Here is a 13,649-nt window from a genome sequence, read left to right as displayed (position 1 = left end):
TATCCTCAAACCCCGGATGTCAAGAAAAAAGGACCTGCTGATTGTTGAATCGCCAACCAAGGCGCACACCATCACCCGTCTGCTCAGGGGCAGACTGCGCGTGCTCTCATCAAAGGGACACATTGCCGATCTGCCCAAATCCCGGCTCGGGGTGGACATTGAAAACGGATTCGAACCGGAATACATCCGGATCCGGGGCAAGGCACCGGTGATCAATGAACTGAAGTCTGCTGCCCGTCAGGCAAAGACGGTGTATCTCGGCACCGACCCGGACCGGGAGGGAGAGGCGATCGCCTATTCGGTGGCGCAGGAGATCAAAAACGGTGCCCCAATCCGGCGCGTGCTCTTTTATGAGATCACCCCGAAGGGCATCACCGCCGCATTTAACGCCCCGGGCGAAATCGACCTGCGCAAAGTGGACTCCCACCGGGCGCGCAGGGTGATGGACCGGCTCGTCGGCTATCTCGTTTCACCACTGCTGTGGCAGACGGTCCGGGCGGGCAAGTCTGCCGGCAGAGTCCAGACCGTGGCACTCCGGATCCTGGTGGAGCGGGAACGGGAGATCGGGAAATTTACCCCTCAGGAATACTGGCTCATCCGGGCAATTTTCACCACCACCAGCGGGGCAAACTTTGAAGCCCTGCTGGTGAAGATTGACGGTGCCAATGTGCGGCTTGCGAGCGCCGCCGAGGTCGAGGCGGTGCGCGCCGGCTGTCTCAATGCAACTTTCCGGATTGAAAAGGTTAATGTCCGGGAAAAGCACAAAAAACCGCTTCCGCCCTTTGTCACCGCCACCCTGCTCAAGGAGGCGGGCCAGACGCTGGGCATGAGCTCGCGCCGGACGATGCAGATTGCCCAGCAGCTGTTTGAAGGGGTGGATTTGAAAAAGGAGACGGTAGGTCTGATCACCTATCCCCGCACCGACTCATTCCGGACCGCAGAAGAGGTGATCGAGACCACCCGCCGGCTCATTGCCGAAAATTATGGCAGCCGGTTTCTGCCCGAAACTCCGCGCCGCTATCCGGACCGGAAGGGCACTCAGGGTGCTCATGAGGCGATCCGGCCGACAAGACCGGAACTGACCCCGGAATCGGTCCGGGAATTTCTGACTCCGGACCAGTTCAAGCTCTACAGTCTGATCTACCGCCGGTTTCTTGCCTCCCAGATGGCAGATGCGGTCTATCAGCAGACTGAACTGCTGGTCAGTGGCGGCAGATTCACCTTCCGGGCTGAAGGCATCAAAAGTCTGTTTCCCGGCTTCGAACAGGTGTATGGTGAACCGGAAAAGGAGAAAAGCCTGCCGGAACTGAAACCGGGTGAACCGGTTCAGCTGACTGAACTCATCCCGGAGCAGAAGTGGACTCAGCCGCCACCCCGCTACACCGAAGCGACCCTGATCAAACGGCTCGAGATCAACGGCATCGGCCGGCCTTCAACCTATGCCACCATTGTCCCCACCCTGCTCGAACGCAAATATATTGAACGCCAGCAGGGCAGACTGGTGCCGACAGAACTGGGAATGATTGTCCACGACATCCTCATCCCGCGCTTTGCCAACATCTTTGAAATCGGCTTCACCCGGGAAATGGAAAAACAGCTTGACCTGATTGAGGAAGGGGTTGAAAACTGGCGCCAGGTGGTCGCCCGGTTTTACCAGCCATTCAAGGCGGATCTGGATCAGGCGCTTGCCGCCACCCCGGAAATCCGGGAGGACCTTGCCCGCGAACTGGAGGAAAAGTGTCCCAAATGTGGCAAACCGCTCGTGGAACGCTGGGGCAGATATGGCAAGTTCATCGCCTGTACCGATTATCCGCAGTGTGAATATGTCCAGAAAACCGAACCCAAAGTGCTGGAGGAGAACTGTCCCCAGTGCGGCAAACCGCTCGTCGAACGCCAGGGCCGGTTCGGCAGATTCATCGCCTGCTCCGGCTATCCCGACTGCAGCTACATCAAGCGCGAACCCAAGCCGCCACCGCGCCAGCTGGAGGAGAACTGTCCCCAGTGCGGCAAACCGCTCGTCGAACGCCAGGGCCGGTTCGGCAGATTCATCGCCTGCTCCGGCTATCCCCAGTGCCGTTTTATTAAGAAGAAAAAAAGTCGGAAGGTGACGAAGAAACAGGAGGAAAAATGAGATATCGGAAAAATGGCAGTTATTACCAGCTCCGACTGGAGCGGAATGAGGAGATCATACCCGCGCTGGAGCAGTTTGTCCGGAAGCTGAAACTGAAGTCCGGACTTGTCATCGGACTGGGCGCCGGTAGTGAACTGGACCTGGGCTGCTATGACCTCAAGACCAGAAAATACTACCGCCGTCATTTTCCGGGAGAGTATGAAATCTGCACGCTGGTGGGCAATATCGCCTGGAGTGAAAAGAACCCGGTGCTCCATCTCCATGCGGTCATCAGTAACCGGCGGCTGACCACCTATTCCGGTCATCTGTTTGCGGGCAGGGTCGCCGCCACCTGTGAAATCGCAGTCATTCCCGGCAGAGAAAAGCTCGTCCGCCAGCTTGAACCCGATTCCGGGCTGAAACTGCTTCAGCTGTAAAGCAACGGTGCGGACATCATATTGACTTTTCGTCCCGGAACGGTAAAAATCTAACCGGACAGACATGGAGCAGTTAAAGGATATCAAACCAGCACCGGCAGGAATTCCGCCGGCAACATCTGTCCCTGACCAATGGAAAAAATTTTTGCCCTGCGCCTGAACCGCATTCCGCCCTATCTTTTTTCCGAACTGGACCGGCTCAAGGCACAGCTGGGGCGCGGACTCATTGACCTGGGCGAAGGTAATCCGGACCTGCCGCCCGCCCGGGCGCTGCTTGCCCGGCTGCGCCAAGCGCTGAATCAGCCCGCCAACCACCGCTATCCCACCTATGCGGGCAAGCTGTCTGTCCGCACCCGGGTTGCCGAGTGGTATCAGCAGCGCTTCGGGGTCCGGCTCAATCCGGAAAATGAGGTGCTCATGCTTATCGGCTCCAAGGAGGGTGCTGCTCATCTCATCTGGGCGCTCTGTGGTGATGGTGACCGGGTGGGGGTTGCCGATCCCGGCTATCCGGTTTACTTTAACAACACCCTGCTTGCCGGTGCCACCCCGGTCTCAATTCCGCTGGAGGAAAAAAACGGTTTCCTGCCTGATCTCAATCTCATTGACCGGCTCGGACCCCGGCTCAAACTGCTGTGTCTGAACTTTCCCAGTAATCCCACCGCCGCGGTCGCACCACTGGAATTTTATCACGAGCTGATCCGGCTCGCACTCCGGCACGGCTTCTATGTCATCAATGACAATGTCTACTCCGAACTCTGGTTTGAGACACCACCGCCCAGCATCCTCCAGGTTCCTGATGCCCGAAGCTGTGCAGTTGAACTCCACTCCCTTGCCAAGACCTTCTCCATTCCCGGCTGGCGCATCGGGATGGCGGTCGGTAATCCGGATATCCTGAAGGCAGTGCTGAAAATCAAGCAGAATGTTGACTCCGGACCGTTTGGTGCGGTTCAGGATGCTGCCGCCTGGGCGCTGCAGAATTGCCGCAAACTCGCCGAACCGGTACGGCACACCTATGCCCGGCGGATGAAGGTCTTTGTCCAGGCGCTTCAGTCCGCCGGCTGGCAGCTGACACCACCCCGCGCCACCTTCTATCTCTGGGCACGGCTGCCTGAGCGCTGGCAGCACCAGGCAAACGGCTCCCGCTCCTTTGCCTTTGTCCTTGCCCTGCTTGAGAACTGCCGGGTGGTGGCAGCACCCGGTGCCGGTTTTGGCAGACATGGCGAAGGGTATGTCCGCTTTGCCCTGATTGCTGATGAAAAAAGGCTCAGGACCGCTGCCCGCCGGATCGGGCGCTGGCTGAAAACCATCTGAAGATGGCACTGATCGTCCAGAAATACGGTGGCTCCTCAGTTGCGGACATTGAGCGGATCAGAAATGTTGCCCGGCGGATCGTTGCCCGGCGCCGGCGCGGCGACCGGATTGTCGTGGTTGTCTCTGCCATGGGCGAAACCACTGACCGGCTGCTGGAGCTTGCCTGTGCGGTCAACCCCAAACCCAACCCGCGGGAGCTGGACATGCTTCTGACCGCCGGCGAACGCCAGACGATGGCGCTGCTGGCACTGGCAATCATGGGCTACGGGATTGAAGCCCAGTCTTTTACCGGCTCGCAGGTGGGCATCATCACCGACCGGTTTCACACCGACGCCCGGATTCAGGAAATCCGTCTGTTCCGGATCACCGATGCGCTCCGGGAAGGCAGAATTCCGATCGTCGCCGGCTTTCAGGGTATGAGCGAGGAGCGGGAAATTACTACCCTGGGCCGGGGCGGTTCGGATGTGACCGCTGTGGCGCTGGCGGCTGCGCTCCGGGCTGATATGTGTGAATTTTACAAGGATGTTGACGGCATCTTCACTGAAAACCCGTTTGAGTTTCCTGCGGTCCGGCATCTTAAGGAAATCACCTTTACCGAACTGGCAGAACTTGCTCAGGCCGGCTCGGAGGTAATTCACCCCCGCGCCTGCGCCCTGGCGGAAAAATACCGCGTGCCCTTAAAAATCAGCTCATCATTTAACCATAAGCGAGGTACCATGGTCGTGGAAAAAAGAATGGTAAAGATGGAAAAGGCGTTTGTCCGGGCAATTGCCCATCAGCACAAACTTGCCCGGATCACTCTGATTGATGTGACGAAAAAACAGCGCTGTCTCCATCAGGTCATCACCCGGCTCGCTGCCGCCCGGATTCCGGTTCTGTTCTTCAGCCACGGCATCGCCCACAACAACCGCTTTGACCTTTCCTTCATCATTCCGGAACCGGACCGGAAACGGACCGAGGAAATCCTGACCGGACTGCTGAATGAGGTCCGGGCGGCGAAACTGGATATCGCTGATGACCTGGCTTCGGTCTCGCTCGTCGGACCCGGGGTCGGCAACGATCCGGAAATCATCTCGGGCACTCTTGACACTCTTCATCAGGCACAGATTCACCTTGAGGCGTTTGCCCTCAACGCCACCCGGCTTACCTGTTTTCTGCGTCGCTCCCAGCTCCGGCTGGCGATTACCGCCCTGCTCGCCCGCTTCCGCCTTACCCGGGAGTCATAATCATGGAGTATCCGGAACCGGCAGAAAAGACTGAACCGGTGGCTCAGCCGCTGGAACCGGTAATTGAGGCGCTGCTTTTTGCTGCTGATGCACCGGTTACCCTTGCCCGGCTGACAGAAATCACCGGTGCCGATGATACCGCCGTTCGGGAAGCGATTGACCGGCTCAATCAGACTTATGCCGAAACCGGCAGAGCCTTCCGCATCTCCCGCGTCGCCCAGGGTTATCAGCTCTATACCCTGCCGGAATATGCCGACTGGATCCGCAGACTTTATGCCCACACCCGGATCCAGCGTCTGTCCGCTGCCGCGCTGGAGGTACTGGCAATCATCGCCTACAAACAGCCGATCACCCGGCCCGAGATTGAACAGCTGCGCGGGGTGGACTGCTCCGCACCCCTGCTGACCCTGCTCGAGCGGGGACTGATTGTCACTGCGGGCCGGGCACATCGTCCTGGCAACCCGTTTCTCTATCGCACCACCCGGGAGTTTCTGCGCTACTTCGGTCTGGAATCGCTTGATGAGCTGCCCCGGCTTGAGGAGCTGGGCGGATTTCTCGCCGCCCGGGAACCGGAATCTGAATAACTCGCGGGCTGATGACCAAACCTGCCCGGCTGGTTCTGGCGGTCCTTGCCCGCCAGCCGGGACTGATCAATACCGTCGAACCGGAACTGAATCATATCTTCGGTCCGATCCTGCTCCGCAGCCCGGTCATCAGCTGGAACTTCTCCCGCTATTATGAACCGGAAATGGGTCCGGGCCTGGTCCGCCAGTGGCTTCTTTTTGAACCACCGGTTCTGCCTTACCAGTTAAGCCAGCTTAAGGACAAAACAATGGAAATTGAGGACCGGTTCCGGGATGAAAATGGTAAGCGCCGGCTCAATCTTGATCCGGGTATTCTGACCCTTCACAACCTGGTGCTTGCCACCACCAAGGGCTATTCCCACCGGATCGCCCTGACCCCGAAGGTATATGCGGAAGTTACGCTGATCTTTCATCAGGGTAGTTATCAGCCTCTGCCCTGGACCTATCCGGATTATAAAACCGAGACCTGCTTGAACTTTCTTTCGGCCTGCCGCCGAACCCTGCTGGCGCCGACTGACTAACGGTTCCGCTTCAGAAACTGTGCGATCCGCTCCAGAGCGGCGCCGATATTTTCAATCGAGTTGGCATAGCTGAACCGGAGAAAGCCGTCACCAAATTTGCCGAAACAGGTCCCGGCAAGACAGGCAACGCCCTCCTCCTCCAGCAGCCGGTCCGCCAGCACCTTGCAGTCCATGCCGGTGCCCTCGATATTGGGAAATACATAGAAGGCACCCTGCGGCTTGAGACAGCGGAATCCGGGCAGGCGGTTGAGTCCGTCAACGATAAAATCCCGGCGCCGCTTGAACTCCGCCACCATCTGCTCAACCGGTTCCTTCGGCCCCTGAAGTGCTGCCAGACAGGCACGCTGAATAAAAGTAGCGGTACAGGAGTTGATATTGGTCTCAATCCGCGCCATCTTCTCCGCCATATCCCTGGGCATGATTCCATAGCCGATGCGCCAGCCGGTCATGGCAAAGGTCTTGGAAAAACCGTCCAGGATGATCAACCGGGGATGGACATCGGTGAACTGGGCAATGGACTCAAACGGGTGATCATAAACGATCTCGGAATAAATCTCATCCGCCAGAATCCAGACATTGTGCTTCAGTGCGGTATCGGCAATCAGCCGCAGGTCCTCACGGGTCAGCACACCGCCCGTCGGGTTTGCCGGCGAATTGATCACAATCAGCTTGGTCCGGCTGTTGACCATCTGCGCCAGCTCCTCGGCATCCAGCCGGAAATTACGCTCCTCCCGCAACCGTACCGGCACCGGCCTGCCACCCATGTATTCAATCATTGATTCATAGATCGGAAAGCCGGGATTGGGATAAATCACCTCATCACCCGTGTCCACCAGCGCCATGATTGCAAACGCCATCACCGGCTTGGCACCCGGCGTCACCACCACCTGCTCGGGAAAGAACTTCACCCCCCGCATCCTGCCGGCATAGTCCGCAATCGCCTCCCGGAGCTCAGGCAGTCCGGCAGAAGGACCGTAATGGGTCCAGCCCTCATCCAGCGCCTGCTTTGCTGCCTCCACGATGTGCCTGGGAGTGGCAAAATCGGGCTCGCCAATCTCCAGATGGATCACAGTCCGGCTGCACTCCAGCTCCTTTGCCCGGCAGAGCACATCAAAGGCGGTTTCAGTGCCCAGCCGTTCCATCCGGTTTGCCAGTCGCATACCGCCTCCTCTCTATTCGCTCTTTTCCTTTTTCACCCGGGACTTCCGGGTTGGAGTCCGCTTTCTTGCCCCTCCGGTTTTAGCCTCCCGCGCCGCAACCACTGGTTGCTGCACCAGCGCCAGCAGTTCCCGTGCCCTGGCGGCAATATGCTCGGCGGAAACCTCAAATTCCCACATCAGCTCCCACGGCTGACCTGACTCGCCAAACCGGTCTTTGACACCGATGGCTCCGAATGCCACCGGCTTGCCATACAGTTCCGGTGCCGTGTGCAGGACATAGGAAACCCGGTTTGCCAGCCCGCCAATCTGATGCTCCTCAGCGGTCAGAATCACTCCGGTCTCCAGGGCTGCCTGGACAAGATACCTCTGGTTGGGAATCGTCTCATGCGGATGGGTTGACGGTGACTTGAGTGTATGGAGATTGATTACCCGGGTCTCAATCCCGAAATCCTCCTTCAGGATCCAGGCGGCACGCAGCGCCTCCGGCACCATCGGTCCGCAGGCGACAATCGTCAGCTGCTCCTTCTCATTCTCATAACGGTCCGCGGTTGTCACCTCAAAGGCATCAATGAACAGCTCCTTTTCACCCCGGTAACGGTAGACATTGGGCATCCCCCACACAAACGGTGTCCGCTCGTTTGTAACGACCGGTGTCGCTTCCCGGGCAAACCGGATGTACTTCGGACCTTTGATTTCAAACAGGAGATGGGTTGTCGCCCGCTTGGTCTCCAGGGCATCCGCCGGCACGCAGACATGCATATTCGGCAGTCCGCAGATCTGGAACAGATCCTCGAGCGCCTGATGGGTGGCGCCGTCCGGCCCGACCGAAACCCCGCCATGGGCACCGGCGATCAGGACATTGAAGTTGCCGTAGCAGACCGTGGTCCGCAGCTGATCCAGATTTCTGCCCGCGGCAAAGACGCCATAGGTGCCGAATACCGGCAGTTTCCCCTCCTTTGCCAGCCCGGCGGCAACATTGGTTCCCGACTGTTCCGCAATGCCGACTGAAATCCAGCGCTCCATCCGCTCCGGATGCTTCTCATAGAACCGGGAGATGGTAATGGAGCTCGAGATGTCCGCCCCGATACAGCAGACCCGCGGATCATCGCCCTGCTCCTCCAGCGCCTCACCGAATCCGAACCGGGTTGCCTTCATCTCCACCTTCATTTTCTCCTGCCGGTTCCAGAAATAGTCCCGGGAGAACTTCGGCACCTTTGCCATCAGCTGGGCGCTTGCCTCTGCCTGATACTCCTCCGCCTTCTTCAGCAGTTTCTCATAATCAATCCGGTAGTGCAGTCCGAGCTCCTGGAGTCCCTTGACCATCTCTGCCTTATTCGGTGCCTTGCCGTGCCAGCCGGCGACATTCTCCATGAAGGAGACACCCTTACCCTTGGTCGTATGGGCGATGATCACCGTCGGCTGACCCCGGTGCTGAGCCGCCTTGTCAAATGCGGAGAGAATCTGATGCATGTTATGGCCGTCAATCTCAATCACATGCCAGCCGAAGGAACGGTACTTGTCCGCAATCGGGTCAATATTCATCACATCCTTGACCCAGCCGTCAATCTGCAGCCGGTTCTTGTCGAGGATACAGCAGAGATTGTCCAGGTGAAAGGCACCCGCCTCCATCACCGCCTCCCAGATCTGCCCCTCCTGATGCTCGCCGTCACCGGTGATACAGTAGACCCGGTAACTCTTGCGGTCGAGCCGGGCGGCAAGGGCAATCCCGACCGCCACCGAAAGCCCCTGCCCGAGCGAACCGGAGGAAATTTCCACCCCGGGCAGCTTCAGCCAGTGGGGATGTCCCTGATACGGAGCATAAAGCTTGCGCAGTCGCACCACATCCTCAACCGGAAAATAACCCGCCATCCCCAGCCCGAGGTAAAGCGCGGGCGCCTTATGGCCGGTTGACCAGATAATCCGGTCCCGGTCCTCCCAGAACGGATTCTGCGGGTCATGCCGGGCAACCTGAAGATAGAGGGCGGCGGTGATATCCATGATTGACAGCGTCCCGCCCGCATGGCCGGAACCGGCGGCACACAGCGCAATCAGATTGTAACCACGCATCAGATTTGCCGCCTGAATCAGCTCGGCCGCGGTATAGGTTTTTCTTACCTGACCGGTCCTGGAATCAACAATCGGCATTAACCCTCCTTACCCTTCGGAATCTGCTGATAATCCTCATAGAACTTTTTGATCCCGGCATCGGTCAATGGATGCTGCACCATCTTCTTCAACACATCATAGGGAATGGTGGCGATATGAGCGCCTGCCCGCATCGCCTCAATCACATGGAGCGGATGGCGGATACTGGCGGCGATCACCTGCGTGGCAAAATCATAGTATTCAATCATTGCGGCAATATCCCGCACCAGTTCCATTCCGTCATGGGAAATGTCATCCAGTCTGCCGATGAACGGCGAGATGAAGGTCGCACCGGCACGGCAGGCTAAAAGTGCCTGATTCGGGGAAAAAACGAGTGTCACATTGGTCATGATCTGCCGGCGTGCCAGCTCGCGCACCGCCTTCAGCCCCTCGATCCCCATCGGAATCTTGATTGTTACCTTTGCCGGGTCCAGTCTTGCCCACTCCTCCGCTTCCCGGACCATACCCTCCGCATCCGGAGCGATCGCCTCCACCGATACCGGACCATCCACCACCCTGAGAATCTCAGCCACACACTCCCGGAACGGTCGGCCGGTCTTCCTGACCAGTGTCGGATTGGTGGTCACGCCGTCAAGGATTCCCCAGCCCGCCACCTCCTGAATCTCACGAATATCGGCTGAGTCAATGAAAATCTTCATTATTGTTCCTCCTGCTTAGAGTTGAAATCATTAACCACGGTTGAAACCTGCAACCTTACAATAATACGGCTTAATTTTCACCGGCGGAAATTTTCCTTCTTTCACAAGCTGCTAATCATACCCGATAATTGTGAGAAAATCAAATCAGACCTATTCCTTTTATTCCATTTTATTGACAAATTAAAAAACCGGCTTATCATATTATGGCGGCGCTGAAAAGTTAACTGCTCATCAGCCCGGAGCGGCGCTCCCGGCATTAATATTTGACGCTCCGGTTGCTGGGCACCAAAGGAGGCTTTAAATGAAAAGAAAGGTAGTGCAATTACCCCCATTTATCCCGTTGCTGATATTGTTCGCAATCTCCCTGCCGGTCGCTGCCCAGCAGACCATCATCACCGAAAACTTCAACGGCACCTGGTCAACGGTCAACCCGCCTGCCGGCTGGACGATTGAATTCCGCGGTGACACCTCCCGAAACGACTGGCACCGTGCCCCGGATCTGGGCTTCAACCCCTGGTCTGCAAACCCGACCCCGTATGCCGCACTCGGCACCGGCAGTGAAGAGGAGATTGACGACTGGCTGATCACACCCTATCTTGACTTCACCGGCTGCTACAACATCACCCTCCGCTGTTCCCTCGGCATTCAGCCCGGAACCGGCATCTCCGATGTCCGGATTTACGGCGCCGTCGACTCCGGTCCATTCACAATTGAAATCGCCGACCTTACCGGCAGAACGATTGAACCCGGTCTGGTGACCTATGACCTCAGCTGGGCAACCAACCGCCGCGGGGTCCGGATTGCCTTTGCCTGCCTCGGTGAATCAACCGCAATCCAGTGGTTTGTCATTGACAACTTCACCATCACCGCCGAGCGCCGGGCAACCGATGTCGGCATCCTCCGGATCCTGACGCCGGCCGACACCGTTGACTCCGCCTCCAGCATCACCCCTGCCTGCCGGGTTTACAACCCGTCGGTCGGCACCGCCTCCTTCTGGACCGTCTGCGAGATCGGCACCGCCTACCGTGACAGCTTCTATGTCACGAACCTCAACGCCGGCGATTCGGCAACAGTGAACTTCCGCTCCTGGCGTGCGGACACCGCCGGGATCGTCACTGTCCGGTTTCAGACCCGCCTGCCCGATGACCTGAATCCGGAAAACGACACCGCCAGCCGCCGGGTATTTGTCCGCCCGCCCTTTTACAACGATGTCGCCGCCATTGCCATTCTGGCACCGGCGGGCGTAGTGATGGAAACGACCACTGTCATCCCTCAGGGAGTAATCGCCAACCTTGCTCCTCAGGCGGTCAACCTCAAAGCCTGGTTTGAAATCTCATTTTTCGGCTCCCCGCTCTACACCGACTCAGTCACTCATCGCCTGAACCCCGGTCAGACCGACACCATCAGCTTCTCCTCCTGGCTCGCCACCCCTGCCGGCACCTTCACCACCACCCTCTGGGTCAGCGCACCGCGCGACCTCAATCCGGAAAATGACCGCATCAACTCCACGGTCACTGTCCGCACCCCGAGTCACGATGTCGGCGTAACCGCCATCCTGTCACCCGCCGACACTGTTCCCCCAGGACCGCTAACTCCGCAGGTTCAGATTGTCAACTTCGGCACCTTCACTGAGGCGAACTTCAAGGCGTTCTTTTCCGTGCTGCAGGGCACGACACCGGTCTTTACCGACTCCGCGGTCATTACCACCATTGCCCCGGGTGACACCGCACTGCTCACCTTCCGCACCTGGAATGCCGGCCGCGGCACCTACACCGTTGCCTGCTCCACCCGGCTCACCGGCGACAATGAACCCTATAATGACCGCTTCAGCAAGACGGTCTGGGTCCGCACCCTGCTTCATCCCGGCTGGCAGGAACTCACCCCGCTTCCGACCGGAACATCCGGCAAACCGGTCAAGGATGGTGGTGCCATTGCCCTGCTTGGCAACCGCGTCTATATCCTGCGCGGCAACAAGACCAACGACTTCCTCGCCTATGACATTGAGCAGGACTCCTGGTCTGTTCTGGACAACATCCCGCCCGGCACCGCCAACAAGGCGGTTTACAAGGGTGGTGCCCTCTGCAGTGACGGCATCCGCTACCTCTATGCGACCAAGGGCTACTCCACCTTCGGCTTTTTCCGCTATGATGCCTGGCTTGACACCTGGGAGTCAAAAAAGGATGTTCCGCCCGGTCCGACCGGCAAACCGCTCAAGGGCGGCACCAAGATGACCTATGTCCGCACCCCGCAGGGCGATTTCGTCTACCTGCTCAAGGGCTACAAAAACGAATTCTGGCGCTACAATGTGATTGCCGACTCCTGGGAGGCACAGCCCGAAGCACCGCTCGGACCATCAGGCAAGAACAGCTACAAGGAAGGCTCATTCATTGTCTATGACGGCACCGGCACCATCTATGCGGTCAAGGCAAAATACGGTGAGGTGTTCGGATTTGATGTTGGCTCCGGACAGTGGCTTGCCACCAGCTTCCGCAACTTCCCCGAGGCGGGCATGCTCGGCAAGAAGAAAAAGGTCAAGGATGGTGCGGGCGGCGCCTGGTGGAACGGGGCGATGTACTGTCTCAAGGGCGGCAATACCTGCGAATTCTGGCGCTTCAACCCCAGCCTGCCCGAACCTTGGACCGAACTGGACACCATCCCTCAGCTCGGCACCACCGGCAGGAAAAAGCGGGTCAAGAGCGGTGGCGGCATCACCGGCATGGGTAACGGCATCTTCTTTGCGCTCAAGGGCAACAAGACGGTCGAATTCTGGTGCTACAAGAGCCCGGAAGCGGGTCCGGGTGTTGCTGAACCGCCAGCTCCCCTGCCGGTCACCGCTCCATTCCGGCTCGAACTTTACCCCAATCCGGCAGCGGGCAGGGTCAATATCCGCCTGAACACTCCGCTTCCCGGAACCGCCGTATTCACCATCTCCGACCTGACGGGCAGAATCCGGCAGAAAATGGTTACCAGCTCCTCCAGTCTGACCCTTGACCTCCACCGCCTGCCGCCGGGAATCTACTTTGTGCAGGCACAGCAGGCAGGGAAGAAGACCACTGCCAAACTGCTCGTGCGCTGAAAAACTCCGGACACAAACGCCGGGGCGTCCTGAAGGACGCCCCGGTTCTCATTTCCCCGGATTTTGCATTGGAGAAAAGATTCCTCGACTCCGTTTCACTCCGCTCGGAATGACAGAAGGGGCGCAGGGTCATTTCGAGCGCAGCCCCGCAGGAGCGAAGCCGAGAAATCTCTGAAAAGCGATTCCTCGATAAGCTCGGAATGACTAAAGGAACAGTCATTTCGACTGAAGCGAAGCGGAATGGAGAAATCCCGCAAAAGCGATTCCTCGACAAACTCGGAATGACAGAAGGGGGGATTCCTCGACTCCGTTTCACTCCGCTCGGAATGACGGAAAAGAGGAAGGTCATTTCGACCGGACGACGCCGAGGCACCTTTTTTCGGTCATTTCGACCGGAGCCGAGCGACAGCGAGGCGGAGT

General features: G+C 58.3%; 10 protein-coding genes. 7 read left to right on the top strand and 3 right to left on the bottom strand.

From position 1 onward, the window contains the following. The first annotated feature begins 16 nt into the window (after positions 1-16). The 6 genes from topA to ABIK48_08425 all read left to right on the top strand — a co-directional run bounded on the left by topA (position 17) and on the right by ABIK48_08425 (position 6,189). Positions 17-2,131, top strand: a complete 2,115-nt coding sequence (topA, locus tag ABIK48_08450) for a type I DNA topoisomerase (protein MEO0022183.1) — start codon at positions 17-19, stop codon at positions 2,129-2,131. Beyond that, positions 2,128-2,547 carry a PPC domain-containing DNA-binding protein gene (locus ABIK48_08445; GenBank protein MEO0022182.1) on the top strand — a complete coding sequence of 140 codons (420 nt, stop codon included), beginning with the start codon at positions 2,128-2,130 and terminating at the stop codon, positions 2,545-2,547. The genes topA and ABIK48_08445 overlap by 4 nt, the downstream gene beginning before the upstream one ends. A gap of 132 nt (positions 2,548-2,679) precedes the next feature. Beyond that, on the top strand, positions 2,680-3,858 hold the full coding sequence (locus ABIK48_08440) for an aminotransferase class I/II-fold pyridoxal phosphate-dependent enzyme (protein ID MEO0022181.1): 1,179 nt from the start codon (positions 2,680-2,682) through the stop codon (positions 3,856-3,858). A 2-nt stretch (positions 3,859-3,860) separates the two neighbouring features. Further along, positions 3,861-5,084: an aspartate kinase gene (locus ABIK48_08435; protein ID MEO0022180.1), complete on the top strand. Its 1,224-nt coding sequence runs from the start codon at positions 3,861-3,863 to the stop codon at positions 5,082-5,084. 2 nt (positions 5,085-5,086) lie between these two features. Beyond that, on the top strand, positions 5,087-5,668 hold the full coding sequence (gene scpB, locus ABIK48_08430) for an SMC-Scp complex subunit ScpB (GenBank protein MEO0022179.1): 582 nt from the start codon (positions 5,087-5,089) through the stop codon (positions 5,666-5,668). 11 nt (positions 5,669-5,679) lie between these two features. Continuing rightward, positions 5,680-6,189, top strand: coding sequence for a DUF4416 family protein (locus tag ABIK48_08425; GenBank protein MEO0022178.1), 510 nt, complete (start codon positions 5,680-5,682; stop codon positions 6,187-6,189). Here the strand turns inward: ABIK48_08425 and ABIK48_08420 are convergent. From ABIK48_08420 to fsa, 3 genes are read right to left on the bottom strand one after another with little or no spacing between them, the layout of a single operon-like run. Then, entirely contained in the window at positions 6,186-7,349 is a 1,164-nt protein-coding gene (locus ABIK48_08420) for a pyridoxal phosphate-dependent aminotransferase (protein ID MEO0022177.1), read from the bottom strand. The genes ABIK48_08425 and ABIK48_08420 overlap by 4 nt on opposite strands. A gap of 12 nt (positions 7,350-7,361) precedes the next feature. After that, positions 7,362-9,494, bottom strand: a complete 2,133-nt coding sequence (locus tag ABIK48_08415; protein MEO0022176.1) for a transketolase — start codon at positions 9,492-9,494, stop codon at positions 7,362-7,364. Beyond that, entirely contained in the window at positions 9,494-10,153 is a 660-nt protein-coding gene (gene fsa / locus ABIK48_08410; GenBank protein MEO0022175.1) for a fructose-6-phosphate aldolase, read from the bottom strand. The genes ABIK48_08415 and fsa overlap by 1 nt, the downstream gene beginning before the upstream one ends. Positions 10,154-10,454: 301 nt before the next feature. Between fsa and ABIK48_08405 the strand changes: the two genes are divergently transcribed. Then, entirely contained in the window at positions 10,455-13,229 is a 2,775-nt protein-coding gene (locus tag ABIK48_08405; GenBank protein MEO0022174.1) for a T9SS type A sorting domain-containing protein, read from the top strand. Positions 13,230-13,649: the final 420 nt, after the last annotated feature.

The sequence above is a fragment of the candidate division WOR-3 bacterium genome (assembly GCA_039801085.1).
In the GTDB taxonomy this organism is placed as follows: Bacteria; Hydrothermota; Tepidihabitantia; order Tepidihabitantales; family Tepidihabitantaceae; genus JAOABP01.
Note: the sequence above shows the minus strand (reverse complement) of the source record. Positions and strands in the feature narration are given on the sequence as shown.

Bases quoted from the DNA above. Each gene is read 5' to 3' on its own strand.
- ABIK48_08420 (MEO0022177.1), bottom strand. From the start codon at position 7,349: ATGCGACTGGCAAACCGGATGGAACGGCTGGGCACTGAAACCGCCTTT.
- fsa (MEO0022175.1), bottom strand. From the start codon at position 10,153: ATGAAGATTTTCATTGACTCAGCCGATATTCGTGAGATTCAGGAGGTG.
- ABIK48_08445 (MEO0022182.1), top strand. From the start codon at position 2,128: ATGAGATATCGGAAAAATGGCAGTTATTACCAGCTCCGACTGGAGCGG.
- scpB (MEO0022179.1), top strand. From the start codon at position 5,087: ATGGAGTATCCGGAACCGGCAGAAAAGACTGAACCGGTGGCTCAGCCG.
- topA (MEO0022183.1), top strand. From the start codon at position 17: ATGTCAAGAAAAAAGGACCTGCTGATTGTTGAATCGCCAACCAAGGCG.
- ABIK48_08435 (MEO0022180.1), top strand. From the start codon at position 3,861: ATGGCACTGATCGTCCAGAAATACGGTGGCTCCTCAGTTGCGGACATT.
- ABIK48_08415 (MEO0022176.1), bottom strand. From the start codon at position 9,494: ATGCCGATTGTTGATTCCAGGACCGGTCAGGTAAGAAAAACCTATACC.
- ABIK48_08425 (MEO0022178.1), top strand. From the start codon at position 5,680: ATGACCAAACCTGCCCGGCTGGTTCTGGCGGTCCTTGCCCGCCAGCCG.
- ABIK48_08440 (MEO0022181.1), top strand. From the start codon at position 2,680: ATGGAAAAAATTTTTGCCCTGCGCCTGAACCGCATTCCGCCCTATCTT.
- ABIK48_08405 (MEO0022174.1), top strand. From the start codon at position 10,455: ATGAAAAGAAAGGTAGTGCAATTACCCCCATTTATCCCGTTGCTGATA.